Origin of the sequence: Streptomyces sp. P3, from assembly GCF_003032475.1 — a bacterium.
In the GTDB taxonomy this organism is placed as follows: Bacteria; Actinomycetota; Actinomycetes; order Streptomycetales; family Streptomycetaceae; genus Streptomyces.
The window spans coordinates 7915782-7928250 of the sequence record NZ_CP028369.1 but is presented as its reverse complement, the minus strand read 5'-3'; the positions used below and the strand labels follow the sequence as shown (position 1 = coordinate 7928250).

Here is a 12469-nt window from a genome sequence, read left to right as displayed (position 1 = left end):
GATGGCCGGCCGAGCGGTCCACGAGGCGCTCGCCGAGCTGGAGCTGGTGGACCACCACTGCCACGGCGTGGTCACCGACCCGCTGGAGCGGCCGGCCTTCGAGGCGCTGCTGACCGAGGGGGACGCCTGGCCGGGGTTCTCCACCTTCGACACGCCCGTCGGTGTGGCGGTGCGCCGCCACTGCGCGCCCCTGCTCGGCCTCGACCCGCACGCCCCCGCCGACGCCTATCTGGCCCGGCGCGCCGCACTGGGCCCGCGGGAGGTGAACCGGCGGTTCCTCCAGGCCGCCCGCACCGGTGTGTTCTGCGTCGACACCGGGTTCGCCCCGCACCGCGTCACGACGCCCGCCGAGCTGGCCACGGCCGCGGCACCGGCGGTCGCGCACGAGGTCGTGCGGCTGGAGGCGGTCGCCGAGGCCGTCGCCGCGCGCGGCGTCGACGCCGACGGGTACGCCGACGCGTTCCGGGCGGCAGCGCTGGCCGCGGTCGGGCGGCCGGGCGTGGTGGCGGTCAAGTCGGTCGCCGCCTACCGGACCGGTTTCGACCTCGACCCGGCCCGGCCCCCGGACGCCGACGTCACCCGGGCCGCCCGGCGCTGGCTGGCGGGCGGCGGACGGCCGGCGGACCCGGTGCTGACCCGGCATCTGCTGTGGACGGCGGTCGATCTGGGGCTGCCCCTGCAACTGCACACCGGCTTCGGCGACAACGACATCCGGCTGCACCGGGCGGATCCGACGCTTCTCACGGACTGGCTGCACCTCACGGCGGGCAAGATCCCCGTGCTGCTCCTGCACTGTTGGCCCTACCAGCGGCAAGCCGCCTACCTGGCGGCGGTGTTCGAGCAGGTGTACCTGGACGTGGGGCTCACCCTGCACCATGTGGGTCCCGTGCGAGCGCGGGCGGTCCTGGAGGAGGCACTGGAGATCACACCGTTCCGCAAACTGCTGTACAGCTCGGACGCCTATGGTGTGTCGGAGTTCTACTGGCTCGGCGCGCTGGCCTTCCGCCGGGGTCTCGGAGACCTGCTCCAGGACCGGGTGGACGCGGACGAGCTGAGCCTGCCCGACGCGCTGCGCCTGGCGCGCCGGGCCGGAGCCGACAACGCCCGCCGGGTCTACCGGCTTCCCGACGGACACTGAAAGTATGATCGAACAATGTCTGACTTGACCGAGACCACACCGGGTTGGCTGAGCTCCGACGAGCTCGAGATGGCACGCGCCCGTATGCCGATCCTGTACGTCGAGGCCGTGCCCGTGCGCGTCGACGACAGCGGCGAAGTCACCAGCGTCGGCCTGTTGCTGCGCATGGGGCCGGACGGCAATGTCAACCGGACCCTGGTGTCCGGCCGCGTGCTGCACCACGAGCGCGTCCGGGACGCCCTGCTGCGCCACCTCGAGAAGGACCTCGGCCCGGTGGCGCTGCCCCGGGTGCCGACCTCGCTCCAGCCGTTCACGGTCGCCGAGTACTTTCCGACGCAGGGCATCACCCCGTACCACGACCCGCGTCAGCACGCCGTGTCACTGGCCTACATCGTGCCGGTGACGGGCGACTGCCGGCCCCGGCAGGACGCGCTGGACCTGGTGTGGTTCAGCCCGCAGGAGGCCGCATCCCTGGCGGTGCAGAGCGAGATGCCCGGCGGGCACGGGTTCCTGCTCCGGCAGGCCCTGGCCCACGTGGGCCTCTCGGCCTCCTGACCGGGATGCCGCCGGCCCGGCGAGCGCTGGTGGGCGCCGCCGGGAGCCGTCCCTGCACACTCGTCGTGTGCAGGGGCTGCTGTTGCGGCGACGGCCGCAAGCATCCCGGCTTCGACCACCACCGGCAGCTGGCCCGGCTGCGGGCGGCCGCGGGCGCTTCGGGCGGCGCCTTCGCCGTCCGCACGACGGACTGCCTCGGTCCCTGCGACCAGGCGAACGTGATCGTCGTCCAGCCCTCGGCCGTCGGCCGCCGGGCGGGCGGCCGGGCCTGCTGGGTCGGCTTCGCCATGGACGACGACTGCACGGAGGAGATCCTGGCGTGGGCGGCGGCGGGCGGTCCGGGCCTGGCCGACCCGCCGACGACGCTGGAGCTGCAGTTCATCGCCCCGCCCAGGGGCGCGCGGACCCGCGGCCGCCGTCAGGACGCGATCCGGAAGTAGCGCGCGGGGCACCCCGGGCAACCGGGTCGGCGCGAACGCCTCCCGCCGGCCCCTCGGATGTATGTCCCGCAGGACGACACCCTCGTCGAAGCCGGGAAGCCCGCGCGGCTGGGCGAGCTCGAGGGCCGGCGGCCGGCCCGTCCGACAGGCGCGGCCGGACGGCGGAGCGCCGGCACCTCCTCCACCTGGGCACGGATGCGGACCGCGAGGAGCGCCACGCCGGGCCGGGCGCGTACACGGGTTGCCCGGCGGACTCCCGGCCACCGTCGGCGAAGCGCCGTACCTGCCTGGACGTCGGGCCCCGGGCGACGCCACGCCGATCCGCGGACTCAAGTCTCGTGTCCGGTGTTCTCGCTCGGCAGGAATCTCTGGCGGACCCAGAGGCTCAGCAGTGCCGCTCCCCCGACCAACAGCGGCACCGGGTCCCGAACAGACGGACCCAGCGCGAATCCCAGCGCCGTCGCCGTGCAGACCGTCAGGGGAACGAACCCCGCAACACCCTCCATCCCGCTTCGCAGCGCGGGCCGAGCGGTGCCCAGCGCGCTCGCCCCGCCGGGCACCCAGGGGCCGACGGCGACCACCAGCAGTCCCGCGGTGGCGCAGATGTCGACCAGTTGGCAGGACAGCACCTCGGGGCCGTGCGGGCCGACCGTCCGCAGCCGCAGGGTGTCACCGACCAGCATGAGGGACAGCCCGGCGATCCCGGCCCACAGGGTGGCTCTCCGGTCGCTGCGCACCAGGCGGCGCACGGCGAAGAGAAACCCGAGGAACACCACTTCGGCGGCCCACAGGACACCGACCATCCCCGTCCCCAGCCGCCAGCCGTCACCGGCGCCCCGCAGCAGGACCCATACGGTCATGAAGACGGCCCCCGCGGTGACGACCCCGTCGAGCAGGCGCCGCAGCAGCGCATGCCGACCCGTACCGGCATCGGCCGCGACCACCAGACCGGCCATCCCCAGACCGACCGTCAGTGTCACCCCGGTGACCATCACCGAACCCGGCAACGATCGCACGTCCCACCCCGACGCCGTGGGCTGAGCCGACAGCACGGCGACCACGGCCCGGTACACGCCTCCGGCGACCGCGGAGGCGCCCAACAGCAGCGCACGCGTCCGCACCCGCCCGCTGATGCCCCTCGCGCGGAGCATCAGGGAGGCCGCCAACGCCCAGCTGCCGGCGGACGGCCCGAAAGCCGTGATCCGCGCCGCCCCGCCGCCGGCCGCCCAGGACCCGCCGAAGGTCAGCACCGCCCCCGCCAGGCATGCCACGCCGACCGCCGCCCAGCTCCGCGCCCAGGCCCGTTGGCGGCGGCAGGCCCGGAGCCTGAGCGTGTCCGGCGGCTTTCCCAACCCCGACATCAGGTGCGCCTCTCCACCGGTCCCCCGTCCGCCGGGTCTCTCCCGCAATCACCGGATCCACTCGGAAACCGTAGAGACTCGCCACCGTCCCCGAGCGAAACCATCAATGCTTTCACCCGTACCGCGTACGGGAGGGGCGCGAGTGGCGCGACTTCCACGCCCTCCGCCCCATCCCGGCGTCACCCCGCACGGGTGGCCGGCACACCTCGCCTCCACCGGGGCGTAGGGCTCCGGGCGTCCGAGTCACCAGCCTTGCCGGTGTTCGCCCAGCGGAAGTCCGCGGTCGCGGAGCCAGGCTTCGCCCTCGGGCGTCCGGGCGACGCGGGGGCCGCCGGAGACCCGCAGCCGAACTCGCCGGGGACGGCTTGGCGATCTGCTCCAGCCGGACGCTGTTCCGGCAGAGTTGCACGCCGCAGTCCCCGGATTCCGACAGATCCCGCCGTCCACAGGCCCAACTCACGTCCAGAGACAGCGGACCGAGAACGGACACCGTCTCATCCAGTTCCTCATCGGTACGGTCGGGGTCTGACTCGCTGCGGGGATCACCGAAGGGCGAGGTCGAATCCAGCGTGAAAGTCAGCCTCTCGGGCAGCGGCCAGAGGTCGGTCAGGTCGGGACGCAGTGTCCCGGACGGCGCCTTTGCCCGAGGTCGGCGAGCCCCGACGGCCGGCAGTGGTGGGCGCCGCGGCGCGTGGCCTCGGGGCCAGTACCGCGCGCAGCGCCGGGGTCAGGCTGTGACGGATCTCGGACGGGGTGAGGGCGGCGGGGGTGGGGAGGGGGTTGAGGTAGCGGGTGTAGATGAGGCCGCCGAGGATCGTCACCACGGCCGTGGCGCGGGCGGTCGCGTCCCGGCCGCCGAGAAATTCAACAAGCCGGGCCAGCAGCTCGCGTTCCAGGTATTCGCGGATCACCTCGGCGGCTTCGTCGCCCTGGACGGTGAGCTGCTGGAAGTCGGCGTCCTCCCACAGGTCGGTCACCGCGTCGACCAGGCGGTCGGGGAGGGTGGCCGGATCGCCGCCGAGGACGTCGTCCACCGCCAGCGCACTGGCGCACTGGAACTGCATCACGTCCGCGAACAGGCCCTTCTTCGAGCCGAAGTGGTACGCGATCAGCGCCGGGTCGACTCCGACGGCCCCGGCCACCGCGCGCAGGGTGGTGCCCCGGTAGCCGTGCTCCAGGAACAGCGAACGGGCCGCCGAGACGATCGACTCACGGGTCGGCGGGTTGCCGCGCGGGCGGCCTCGGGTGCGGGCGCGGGCAGGGACGGCGTTATTCATCAGCGTTGAGCCTGCGGTGAATGAGCAGCACAGTCAAGGGCGTTCCCGCTACCACACGAAGGGATGACCCGACACCATGCGTATCGCAGTCTTCGGCGCCAACGGACCGACCGGACGCCGCCTCACCGAGCAGGCCCTGGCCGCCGGCCACGAGGTCGTCGCCGTGACCCGCAGACCCGGCTCCCTGTCCGCGCGGCCCGGCCTTGCCGTGGCCGTCGCCGACGCCACCGACCCGGCGGCTGTCGACGCCGCGATCGACGGAGCGGACGCCGTCCTCTCCGCGCTGGGCGCGCGCTTCAGCAAGGAGACCATCACCACCTACTCCGCGAGCGCCGCCGTCATCACCGGGGCCATGGCCCGCCACGGCATCAAGCGGCTGCTCGCCGTCAGCTCCAGCATCGCTGACCCGAACTGGCGCCCTACCGGCGCGCATTTCTTCAACCACGTGCTCGACCCGCTGGTGAACCGACGTCTCGGCCGTACCCTCCACGAGGACATGCGCCGTATGGAGGCCGTGATCGGTCAGACGGGCCTCGACTGGACCTTCGTCCGGCCTTCGGGCCTGTTCGAGCACCCCGTCGTCACGGACTACCACACTGCCGAGACAAGCGCCGACGGCGTCTTCACCGCCCGTGCCGACCTCGCCGCGAGCATGCTGCGCGAAATGACGGAGCGGCGGTACGTCCGTACGGCCATGGGCGTCATCACCACGGCCGTGAAGCCGAACATCGCCAAGCTGATCTGGAACGAGGGCGTGAGGAAGAAATGAGCCGCCTCACCTTCCGACTTCCGTCCGTCGCAGAAGCGTTCCTCGACCGGGGCGGCGCGCTCGCTTTCGACCGCGCCGCCCGCCTCCCGGGCACCGTCCGCGGCCGCGCCTTCACGGAGACCATCGTCAAGCCGCTGGTCGGCGACGAATTCCCGGCAGCCGGGCGGAAGTTGTTCGCTCCGGACCTGCGCGAACTACGCGCCGGCGCCGTCCTCCACCAGTTCGAGGCCTCCACGCAGCGCACGTTGACCGGGTCAAGGTGCGCTGCACCCCAGTCAAGTGCGCTGGTCCCCAGCCAGTCCCCAGGAACGACAAGGAGCCGTTTCAGATCTCCTCTGAAACGGCTCCTGATCCGCGACTTCGAAAAGTCGGGACGACAGGATTTGAACCTGCGACCCCTTGACCCCCAGTCAAGTGCGCTACCAAGCTGCGCCACGTCCCGTTGCTCGCCTGACCTGGGGTTTCCCCTGGCCGAACGTGCAGGGAAACCATACCGCACTCGGGTCGGTGGTCGCGCACCCGTTTCCCGGGCCGCGGCACGCCGGCGCCGTCAGCCGCCGCGGGCGACGCCGAGGTCCGGATAGGCCTCCAGCAGGCGCTGCGGGGCCGCCTGCCGCCAGGAGTCGGCGAGGACGTCGCGCAGCTCCTCCTCGTCGTCGAGGGCGGCCAGCCGGGCGCGCACCCAGGCGAACGGGGCCTCGTGGTCGGCGATCCAGAACTTCCCGGGCTCCGCGAGCACCAGTTCGTCGCGCTCCTCCTTGGGGCAGCGCACGGCGAGGGAGGTCTCCTCCTCGGGCAGGGTGGCGAACATCTTCCCCGCGACCCGGAAGGTGGGCATGCTCCAGGCGGTCTTCTCCGTGGTGTCCGGCAGGGACAGGGCGATACGGCGTACGTCTTCGGCGTCCGGCATGCTCCGCACGGTAGCGGCTGCCGCTGACAGTCACCTCGCGGCGAGGTGTTCGCGGATCTCCCGACGCGACACCTCACGGCGGGACGCCCCACCCCGCGAGGCCTCACACCGCGGAGCCTCACACCGCGGCGGCCTCGCCGAGGGCCTCCAGCACCGGCCGGATCAGCGGGTGGCCCTCGGCGCCCCGGCGGACGGCCGCGAAGACCCGCCGGGTCGGCGCGATGCCGTCGACCGGCCGCACGACCACCCCCGTGAGGTCCATGCCGCGCAGCGCCGAACGCGGGACGAGCGCGACGCCCGCATCCGCCGAGGCCAGCGCGACGACGGCGCGGAAGTCGTCGGAGGAATGCTCCAGGCGAGGCTGGAAACCCGCGTTCTCACAGGCCAGGACGACCACGTCATGGCAGGGGTTGCCAGGGTAGGGGCCGATCCAGGGGTCCTTGGCCAGCTCGGCCAGCGGGACCTCGGCGGCGTCGGCGAGCCGATGGGAGACGGGCACCACCGCGTCGAAGGGCTCCGCGTACAGCGGCAGGTGCGTCAGCCGCGGATCGTCGGCGGCCGGGGCCCCGCGGTACTCGACCGCCACGGCGACGTCGACCTGCCGGTCGAGCACCATCGGCAGGCTGGCGTCGCCCTCGGCGTCCTGGACGCGCATCCGTATGCCCGGGGCGGTGCGGGCGAGCCGCGCCACCGCGGGAGCCACCACGAGGGCGATGCCGGTCGCGAAGGCCGCGACGGTGACCGTGCCCGCCGCGCCGGAGCTGTACGCGGCCAGTTCCGCCTCGGCCCGCTCCAGCTGGGCGAGGACGGCGTTGGTGTGACCGAGCAGGATCTCGCCGGCGGGGGTGAGCCGTACGCCCTTGGCGCCGCGCTCGACCAGCCGGTGCCCGGTCTCCTGCTCCAGGGCCGCCAGCTGCTGGGAGACGGCGGACGGGGTGAGATACAGCGCGGCGGCCGCCGCCGTCACGGTGCGGTGGTCGGCCACCGCACGGAGGATGTGGAGCCGCCGCGCTTCGATCATGGGATCGATTATCGCAATATGTCGGGGCTCTCAGGACCACTGCCCGACCGGACCGTCCGCGGCGCGTCCCGCCCGCCCCCGGGTACGGACGCACCGACCACCGACTGCGGACCGCTGCCGGTTGCGGGCCGCGGCCGGCAGCGGAGCCCCGCGGTTCAGACCGTCGCGGCCGCCGACTCCCCCAGCTCCGCCCGGGCCGCGACGAACGCGTCGACGGCTCGGTCGACGTCGGCCGTGGAGTGCGCGGCGGACAACTGGACGCGGATGCGGGCCTGCCCCTGCGGAACGACGGGGTACGAGAACCCGATCACGTACACCCCGCGCTCCAGCAGCAGCTCCGCCATCCGGCCCGCCTTCGCCGCGTCGCCGATCATCACGGGGGCGATGGCGTGCTCGCCGGGGAGCACGTCGAAGCCCTCGGCCGTCATCCGGCGCCGGAACAACGCGGTGTTCTCGGCGAGCCGCACCCGCAGGTCGTCCGCCGACTCCAACAGGTCGAGGACCTTCAGGGAGGCCGCGGCGATGACCGGGGCGAGGGTGTTGGAGAACAGGTACGGGCGCGAGCGCTGGCGGAGCAGGGCGACGATCTCCGCGCGGGCGGCCACATAGCCGCCGGACGCCCCGCCCAGCGCCTTGCCCAGGGTGCCGGTGAGGATGTCCACCCGGTCCATCACACCGTGCAGCTCGGGCGTCCCGCGGCCGCCGGGGCCGACGAAGCCGACGGCGTGCGAGTCGTCGACCATGACCATGGCGTCGTAGCGGTCGGCGAGGTCGCAGATCTCGGCGAGGGGCGCCAGATAGCCGTCCATGGAGAAGACGCCGTCGGTGACGACCAGGCGGCGGCGCGCGTCCGACGCGTCCTTCAACTGCCGCTCCAGGTCCGCCAGATCACGGTTGGCGTACCGGAACCGGCGCGCCTTGGACAGCCGGATGCCGTCGATGATCGAGGCGTGGTTGAGGGCGTCGGAGATCACCGCGTCCTCGGGGCCGAGGAGCGTCTCGAAGACGCCGCCGTTGGCGTCGAAGCAGGAGGAGTACAGGATCGTGTCCTCCTGGCCGAGGAACGCGGACAGCCGCGCCTCCAGCTCCTTGTGCACCTCCTGCGTCCCGCAGATGAAGCGCACGGAAGCCATGCCGTAGCCCCAGCGGTCCAGGGCCTCGTGGGCGGCGGCGATCACCTCGGGGTGGTCGGCGAGCCCCAGGTAGTTGTTGGCGCAGAAGTTGAGGACCTCGCCCGGCCGGCCGCCCGCGGTCACCGCGACGGTCGCGGACTGCGGGCTGCCGATCACGCGCTCGGGCTTGTGCAGACCGGCGGCGCGGATCTCGTCGAGGGTGACGCGCAGGTCGTCGCGCACGGAGTCGAACATCGCAAAGCTCCTAGGGAAGCACTCGGAAGCGTCGGAAACGGACGGCTCACGCGGTCCAGTCGAGGATGACCTTGCCGCCGCGGCCGCTCGCCGCGTCGGCGAAGGCCGCCTCGAAGTCGCGGTGGCCGTACCGGCCGGTGATCACGGGGGCGAGGTCCAGGCCGCCCTCCAGCAGCACCGACATCGCGTACCAGGTCTCGAACATCTCGCGGCCGTAGATGCCCTTGATCGTGATCATCGAGGTGACGATCCGGGCCCAGTCGACGGGGAACTCCTCGGCGGCCAGCCCCAGCATCGCGATCCGCCCGCCGTGCGTCATGTTGGCGATCATGTCGCGCATCGCCTCGGGCCGGCCGGACATCTCCAGGCCGATGTCGAAGCCCTCGCGCAGCCCCAGCTCGCGCTGTCCGTCGGCGATGGACGCCTCGGAGACGTTCAGCGCGAGGCTCGCGCCGATCTTCCGGGCCAGCTCCAGCCGTTCCTCGCTGACGTCGGTGACCATGACGTTGCGGGCTCCGGCGTGCCGGGCCACGGCGGCGGCCATCAGGCCGATCGGGCCGGCGCCGGTGATCAGGACGTCCTCGCCGACGAGCGGGAAGGACAGCGCGGTGTGGACCGCGTTGCCGAACGGGTCGAAGATCGCCGCCACGTCGAGGTCCACCGGCACCCGGTGCACCCACACGTTGGACGCGGGCAGGGCGACGTACTCGGCGAAGGCGCCGTCCCGCCCGACGCCGAGGCCGACGGTGGCCCGGCACAGATGGCGACGGCCCGCCAGGCAGTTGCGGCACTTGCCGCAGACGAGGTGTCCCTCGCCGCTGACCAGGTCGCCCACCGCGATGTCCGTGACGTCCCGGCCGGTCCCGACGACCTCGCCGACGAACTCGTGACCGAGCACCAGGGGCGCGCTGATCGTCTGCTGCGCCCAGCCGTCCCAGGACCTGATGTGCAGGTCGGTGCCGCAGATGCCGGTGCGCAGCACCTTGATCAGCACGTCGCCGTGCCCCACCACGGGCTCCGGGACGTCCGTGAGCCACAGTCCGGGCTCCGCCTTCTCCTTGACCAGCGCCTTCAACGCAACGGCTCCTGTGATGAGGGCCCGGCGCGGGCAGGCCGACAGGCCCCGCAACCGGGAAGACGGGTGGATTCGCCCAGCAATCTGCCGCACTCCGCCGGGCCAGGTCCATCGAGCTTTTCTTAAGCGCCGCCACAGCTCCGCTTCACACCGGTTCCCACGGGTCCCACCGCGTGGACCGGCGTTCACCCGGTTCACCCGCGTGGCGGCGCCCGCCTGGTCCGGCTTCCCGCACACCACGGTGGGCCGTGCCACCCTGGACCGCAACCCGCACGAGGCCGGCCGACTGACCTGGAGCCCCTGATGACCACAGCACGGGACCTGATGATCGTCGCGATCGACATGACGGCGGCCCGACCCGTCGGGCAGGGCGATCTGTCGCTCGCGCTCGCGGGCGCCGAGGTGCTCGACCTGGTCGGGGCCGGGGTGCTCGCCGTGGACGGCGGCCTCCTCGTGCCCGGCCCGCCTTCGGCACCGCACGACCCGCTCCTTCAGGAGGCCGCCTCGGCACTGCTGCGCGAGCCGCCGTACGAGTCGGTCGAGGACTGGCTGTGGCGTCGCGGGCGCGGTCTGGCGGCCGCCTACACGGCCCGGCTTGAGGCGGACGGCGTGCTCGGCCGCCCCCGTCGCCTGATCGGCGCGCGGACCGCGCCCGTGGACTCGCCGGCCCGCGGCGCCGCCACCGCCCGCTGGACGTCACAGGAACCGGTCCTCGCCGGGCTGGCGGCCGCCGTCGGTCTGCGCGAGGAACCGGCCGGCGGCCTCCCGGACGCCCTCGGCGAATCAGTCGTGACGGTGGTGGCGACGGTGGCCGACGCGGTGACGGAACTCGAGGCCGTCCGGCAGCGGCGGTCCATCGAGAAGGCGGCGTTCGACAACGTCTGGCGGGCTCCCTGACCGGCGCTCAGGGCGGGAGATCGCCGGCGTCGCGCCGCTGCAGCCGTCCGGCGAGGTCGGCGGCCGTGGCCTTGATGGTCTCCAGGCCGGCCTTGCCCCAGGGCCGGGGCGCGAGGGCGGCGACGCACACCGTGCCCAGCACCATCCCGGTGGTGTCGATGAGCGGTGCGCCGAGGTAGGAGCGGATGCCGTACTCGTCGACCACCGGGTTGCCCGCGAAGCGCGGGTAGTCGCCGACGTCCTCCAGGACCAGCGCCTTGCGCCGGACGACGACGTGCGGGCAGTAGCCGTACTCGCGGGGCAGTCGGCGGCCCACCTCCGGCTTGCCGCCGCGAGCGGCCCGGCCGCCCTGCGGGGTGTGCAGCCCGGCGAAGAACTGGCGTTCCCCGTCGAGGAAGTTGACCATGGCGTACGGCGCTCCGGTCACCTCGGCGAGGCGGTCCGCGAAGGCGTCCAGGGCGGGTTCGGGCTGTTCCCCGAGACCGAGTCGGCGCAGCCTGCGGGCACGGGCAGGAGCCTCCGTGTCCTGCGGGGTGAGCAGCAGACGACCGACCGGACGCGGTGGGTCGTAGCTCATGGCCGGGCTCCGTCGCTGTGGACGAACGTCATATGCGGCTCCGGGGCGTTGGGTGCGGGCGTCACATGTGCGCGCCGCGGCTCGGCTGGGGTGCGGCCGGCGCGTGGGCGATGAGGTGTTTGACGAGGGTGAGCAGGGTCTGGACGCCCGAGGCGGAGATCCGCGCGTCGCAGCGCACCACGGGGATCTCCGGGTCCAGGTCGATGGCGGCCCGCACCTCCTCGGGGTCGTAGCGGTGGGAGCCGTCGAACTCGTTGACGGCGACGATGAAGGCGAGTCCCCGTTCCTCGAAGAAGTCGACGGCCGCGAAACACTCCTCGAGGCGCCGGGTGTCGGCCAGGACGACCGCGCCGAGGGCGCCCTCGGACAACTCGTCCCACATGAACCAGAACCGCTCCTGTCCGGGCGTCCCGAACAGGTACAGCACATGCTGCGGGTCGAGGCTGATCCGGCCGAAGTCCATGGCGACGGTCGTCTCGACCTTGTTCTCGATGCCGTCGAGGTTGTCGGTCTCGGCGCTGACGGTGGTGAGCAGTTCCTCCGTGCTGAGCGGCGCGATCTCGCTCACGGCGCCCACGAAGGTCGTCTTGCCGACGCCGAAGCCGCCCGCGACCAGGATCTTCAGTGCGGTGGGGAAGGGGTCCGGGCCGCCGCCGTCGTGCGCTCCGCGGCGGCGGTGCGCACCGTACGCCTCGTACGCGTCGTCGTGCTCAGAGCTGTCGTCGTAGTCCATCGAGCACTGCCTCCAGAAGGGCCCGGTCGGTGGGGATGTGGTGGTACTCGGGGGGTTTGGTGGTCAGCGCCCCGCAGTCGAGGAGGTCGGACAGCAGCACCTTGGTGACCGCCGCCGGCAGCTTCAGATGGGCCGCGATCTCGGCGACCGACACGGGTGCACGGGTCAGGTCGAGCGCCAGTGCGTGTTCGGGGCCGAGATAGCCGAGGGGGGTCGCTCCGGTGGCCATCACCTGCGACATGAGGTCGAGGGCGACGCTGGGCCTGGTGCGGCCGCCGCTGACCGTGAAAGGGCGCACCAGCCGTCCGGCCGCGTCGTCGAGCCACGGCCCGTCGCCGGCCGCCGCCAC

13 protein-coding genes, 1 tRNA gene and 1 pseudogene are annotated in these 12469 nt (G+C 73.0%); 5 read left to right on the top strand and 10 right to left on the bottom strand.

The features are described 5' to 3' along the window. Position 1: 1 nt before the first annotated feature. Genes C6376_RS34995 through C6376_RS34985 form a run of 3 tightly spaced genes read left to right on the top strand, consistent with a single transcriptional unit; the run spans position 2 to position 2133 of the window. Positions 2-1138, top strand: coding sequence for an amidohydrolase family protein (locus C6376_RS34995; protein ID WP_107447083.1), 1137 nt, complete (start codon positions 2-4; stop codon positions 1136-1138). A 15-nt stretch (positions 1139-1153) separates the two neighbouring features. Then, positions 1154-1693: an NUDIX hydrolase family protein gene (locus C6376_RS34990; protein WP_107447082.1), complete on the top strand. Its 540-nt coding sequence runs from the start codon at positions 1154-1156 to the stop codon at positions 1691-1693. 5 nt (positions 1694-1698) lie between these two features. Then, positions 1699-2133 (top strand): hypothetical protein, encoded by a 435-nt coding sequence (locus C6376_RS34985; RefSeq protein WP_107447081.1) that lies wholly within the window; start codon positions 1699-1701, stop codon positions 2131-2133. A 329-nt stretch (positions 2134-2462) separates the two neighbouring features. Here the strand turns inward: C6376_RS34985 and C6376_RS34980 are convergent, their stop codons facing one another. Both C6376_RS34980 and C6376_RS34975 read right to left on the bottom strand, forming a co-directional pair. Then, entirely contained in the window at positions 2463-3494 is a 1032-nt protein-coding gene (locus C6376_RS34980) for a hypothetical protein (RefSeq protein WP_254076187.1), read from the bottom strand. A gap of 689 nt (positions 3495-4183) precedes the next feature. Beyond that, a pseudogene (locus C6376_RS34975) lies at positions 4184-4771 on the bottom strand (TetR family transcriptional regulator); the annotation flags it as partial. Positions 4772-4847: 76 nt separating this feature from the next. Here C6376_RS34975 and C6376_RS34970 point away from each other — a divergent pair. Next, complete coding sequence (locus C6376_RS34970; protein ID WP_107447079.1) at positions 4848-5540, top strand: NAD(P)-dependent oxidoreductase; 693 nt, start codon at positions 4848-4850, stop codon at positions 5538-5540. Between the two features lie 368 nt (positions 5541-5908). Here C6376_RS34970 and C6376_RS34965 read toward each other — a convergent pair. The 5 genes from C6376_RS34965 to tdh all read right to left on the bottom strand — a co-directional run bounded on the left by C6376_RS34965 (position 5909) and on the right by tdh (position 9913). Further along, positions 5909-5982, bottom strand: a tRNA-Pro gene (locus C6376_RS34965). A 108-nt stretch (positions 5983-6090) separates the two neighbouring features. Continuing rightward, positions 6091-6450, bottom strand: a complete 360-nt coding sequence (locus C6376_RS34960; protein WP_107447078.1) for an MmcQ/YjbR family DNA-binding protein — start codon at positions 6448-6450, stop codon at positions 6091-6093. Positions 6451-6568: 118 nt separating this feature from the next. Beyond that, positions 6569-7471: a LysR family transcriptional regulator gene (locus tag C6376_RS34955; protein WP_107447077.1), complete on the bottom strand. Its 903-nt coding sequence runs from the start codon at positions 7469-7471 to the stop codon at positions 6569-6571. 155 nt (positions 7472-7626) lie between these two features. Continuing rightward, a complete protein-coding gene (locus C6376_RS34950) occupies positions 7627-8838 on the bottom strand; it encodes a glycine C-acetyltransferase (protein ID WP_107447076.1) in 1212 nt (403 codons plus the stop codon). Positions 8839-8884: 46 nt separating this feature from the next. Then, positions 8885-9913, bottom strand: a complete 1029-nt coding sequence (tdh, locus tag C6376_RS34945) for an L-threonine 3-dehydrogenase (protein WP_107447075.1) — start codon at positions 9911-9913, stop codon at positions 8885-8887. 303 nt (positions 9914-10216) lie between these two features. Between tdh and C6376_RS34940 the strand changes: the two genes are divergently transcribed. Next, positions 10217-10810, top strand: a complete 594-nt coding sequence (locus C6376_RS34940; RefSeq protein ID WP_107447074.1) for a GPP34 family phosphoprotein — start codon at positions 10217-10219, stop codon at positions 10808-10810. A 7-nt stretch (positions 10811-10817) separates the two neighbouring features. Here C6376_RS34940 and C6376_RS34935 read toward each other — a convergent pair whose 3' ends face one another. From C6376_RS34935 to C6376_RS34925, 3 genes are all read right to left on the bottom strand, one after another. Continuing rightward, the gene (locus C6376_RS34935; RefSeq protein WP_107447073.1) at positions 10818-11387 is read right to left on the bottom strand and encodes a GAF domain-containing protein; all 570 of its coding nucleotides are present in this window, start codon (positions 11385-11387) and stop codon (positions 10818-10820) included. A 61-nt stretch (positions 11388-11448) separates the two neighbouring features. Further along, entirely contained in the window at positions 11449-12120 is a 672-nt protein-coding gene (locus C6376_RS34930) for an ATP/GTP-binding protein (RefSeq protein ID WP_254076186.1), read from the bottom strand. Next, a complete protein-coding gene (locus C6376_RS34925) occupies positions 12098-12469 on the bottom strand; it encodes a DUF742 domain-containing protein (RefSeq protein ID WP_107447072.1) in 372 nt (123 codons plus the stop codon). The genes C6376_RS34930 and C6376_RS34925 overlap by 23 nt, the downstream gene beginning before the upstream one ends.

Excerpts from the sequence above, each read along its gene's own strand:
- C6376_RS34995 (WP_107447083.1), top strand. The coding sequence starts at position 2 with ATGGCCGGCCGAGCGGTCCACGAGGCGCTCGCCGAGCTGGAGCTGGTG.
- C6376_RS34990 (WP_107447082.1), top strand. The coding sequence starts at position 1,154 with ATGTCTGACTTGACCGAGACCACACCGGGTTGGCTGAGCTCCGACGAG.
- C6376_RS34985 (WP_107447081.1), top strand. The coding sequence starts at position 1,699 with ATGCCGCCGGCCCGGCGAGCGCTGGTGGGCGCCGCCGGGAGCCGTCCC.
- C6376_RS34980 (WP_254076187.1), bottom strand. The coding sequence starts at position 3,494 with ATGTCGGGGTTGGGAAAGCCGCCGGACACGCTCAGGCTCCGGGCCTGC.
- C6376_RS34970 (WP_107447079.1), top strand. The coding sequence starts at position 4,848 with ATGCGTATCGCAGTCTTCGGCGCCAACGGACCGACCGGACGCCGCCTC.
- C6376_RS34960 (WP_107447078.1), bottom strand. The coding sequence starts at position 6,450 with ATGCCGGACGCCGAAGACGTACGCCGTATCGCCCTGTCCCTGCCGGAC.
- C6376_RS34955 (WP_107447077.1), bottom strand. The coding sequence starts at position 7,471 with ATGATCGAAGCGCGGCGGCTCCACATCCTCCGTGCGGTGGCCGACCAC.
- C6376_RS34950 (WP_107447076.1), bottom strand. The coding sequence starts at position 8,838 with ATGTTCGACTCCGTGCGCGACGACCTGCGCGTCACCCTCGACGAGATC.
- C6376_RS34940 (WP_107447074.1), top strand. The coding sequence starts at position 10,217 with ATGACCACAGCACGGGACCTGATGATCGTCGCGATCGACATGACGGCG.
- C6376_RS34935 (WP_107447073.1), bottom strand. The coding sequence starts at position 11,387 with ATGAGCTACGACCCACCGCGTCCGGTCGGTCGTCTGCTGCTCACCCCG.
- C6376_RS34930 (WP_254076186.1), bottom strand. The coding sequence starts at position 12,120 with ATGGACTACGACGACAGCTCTGAGCACGACGACGCGTACGAGGCGTAC.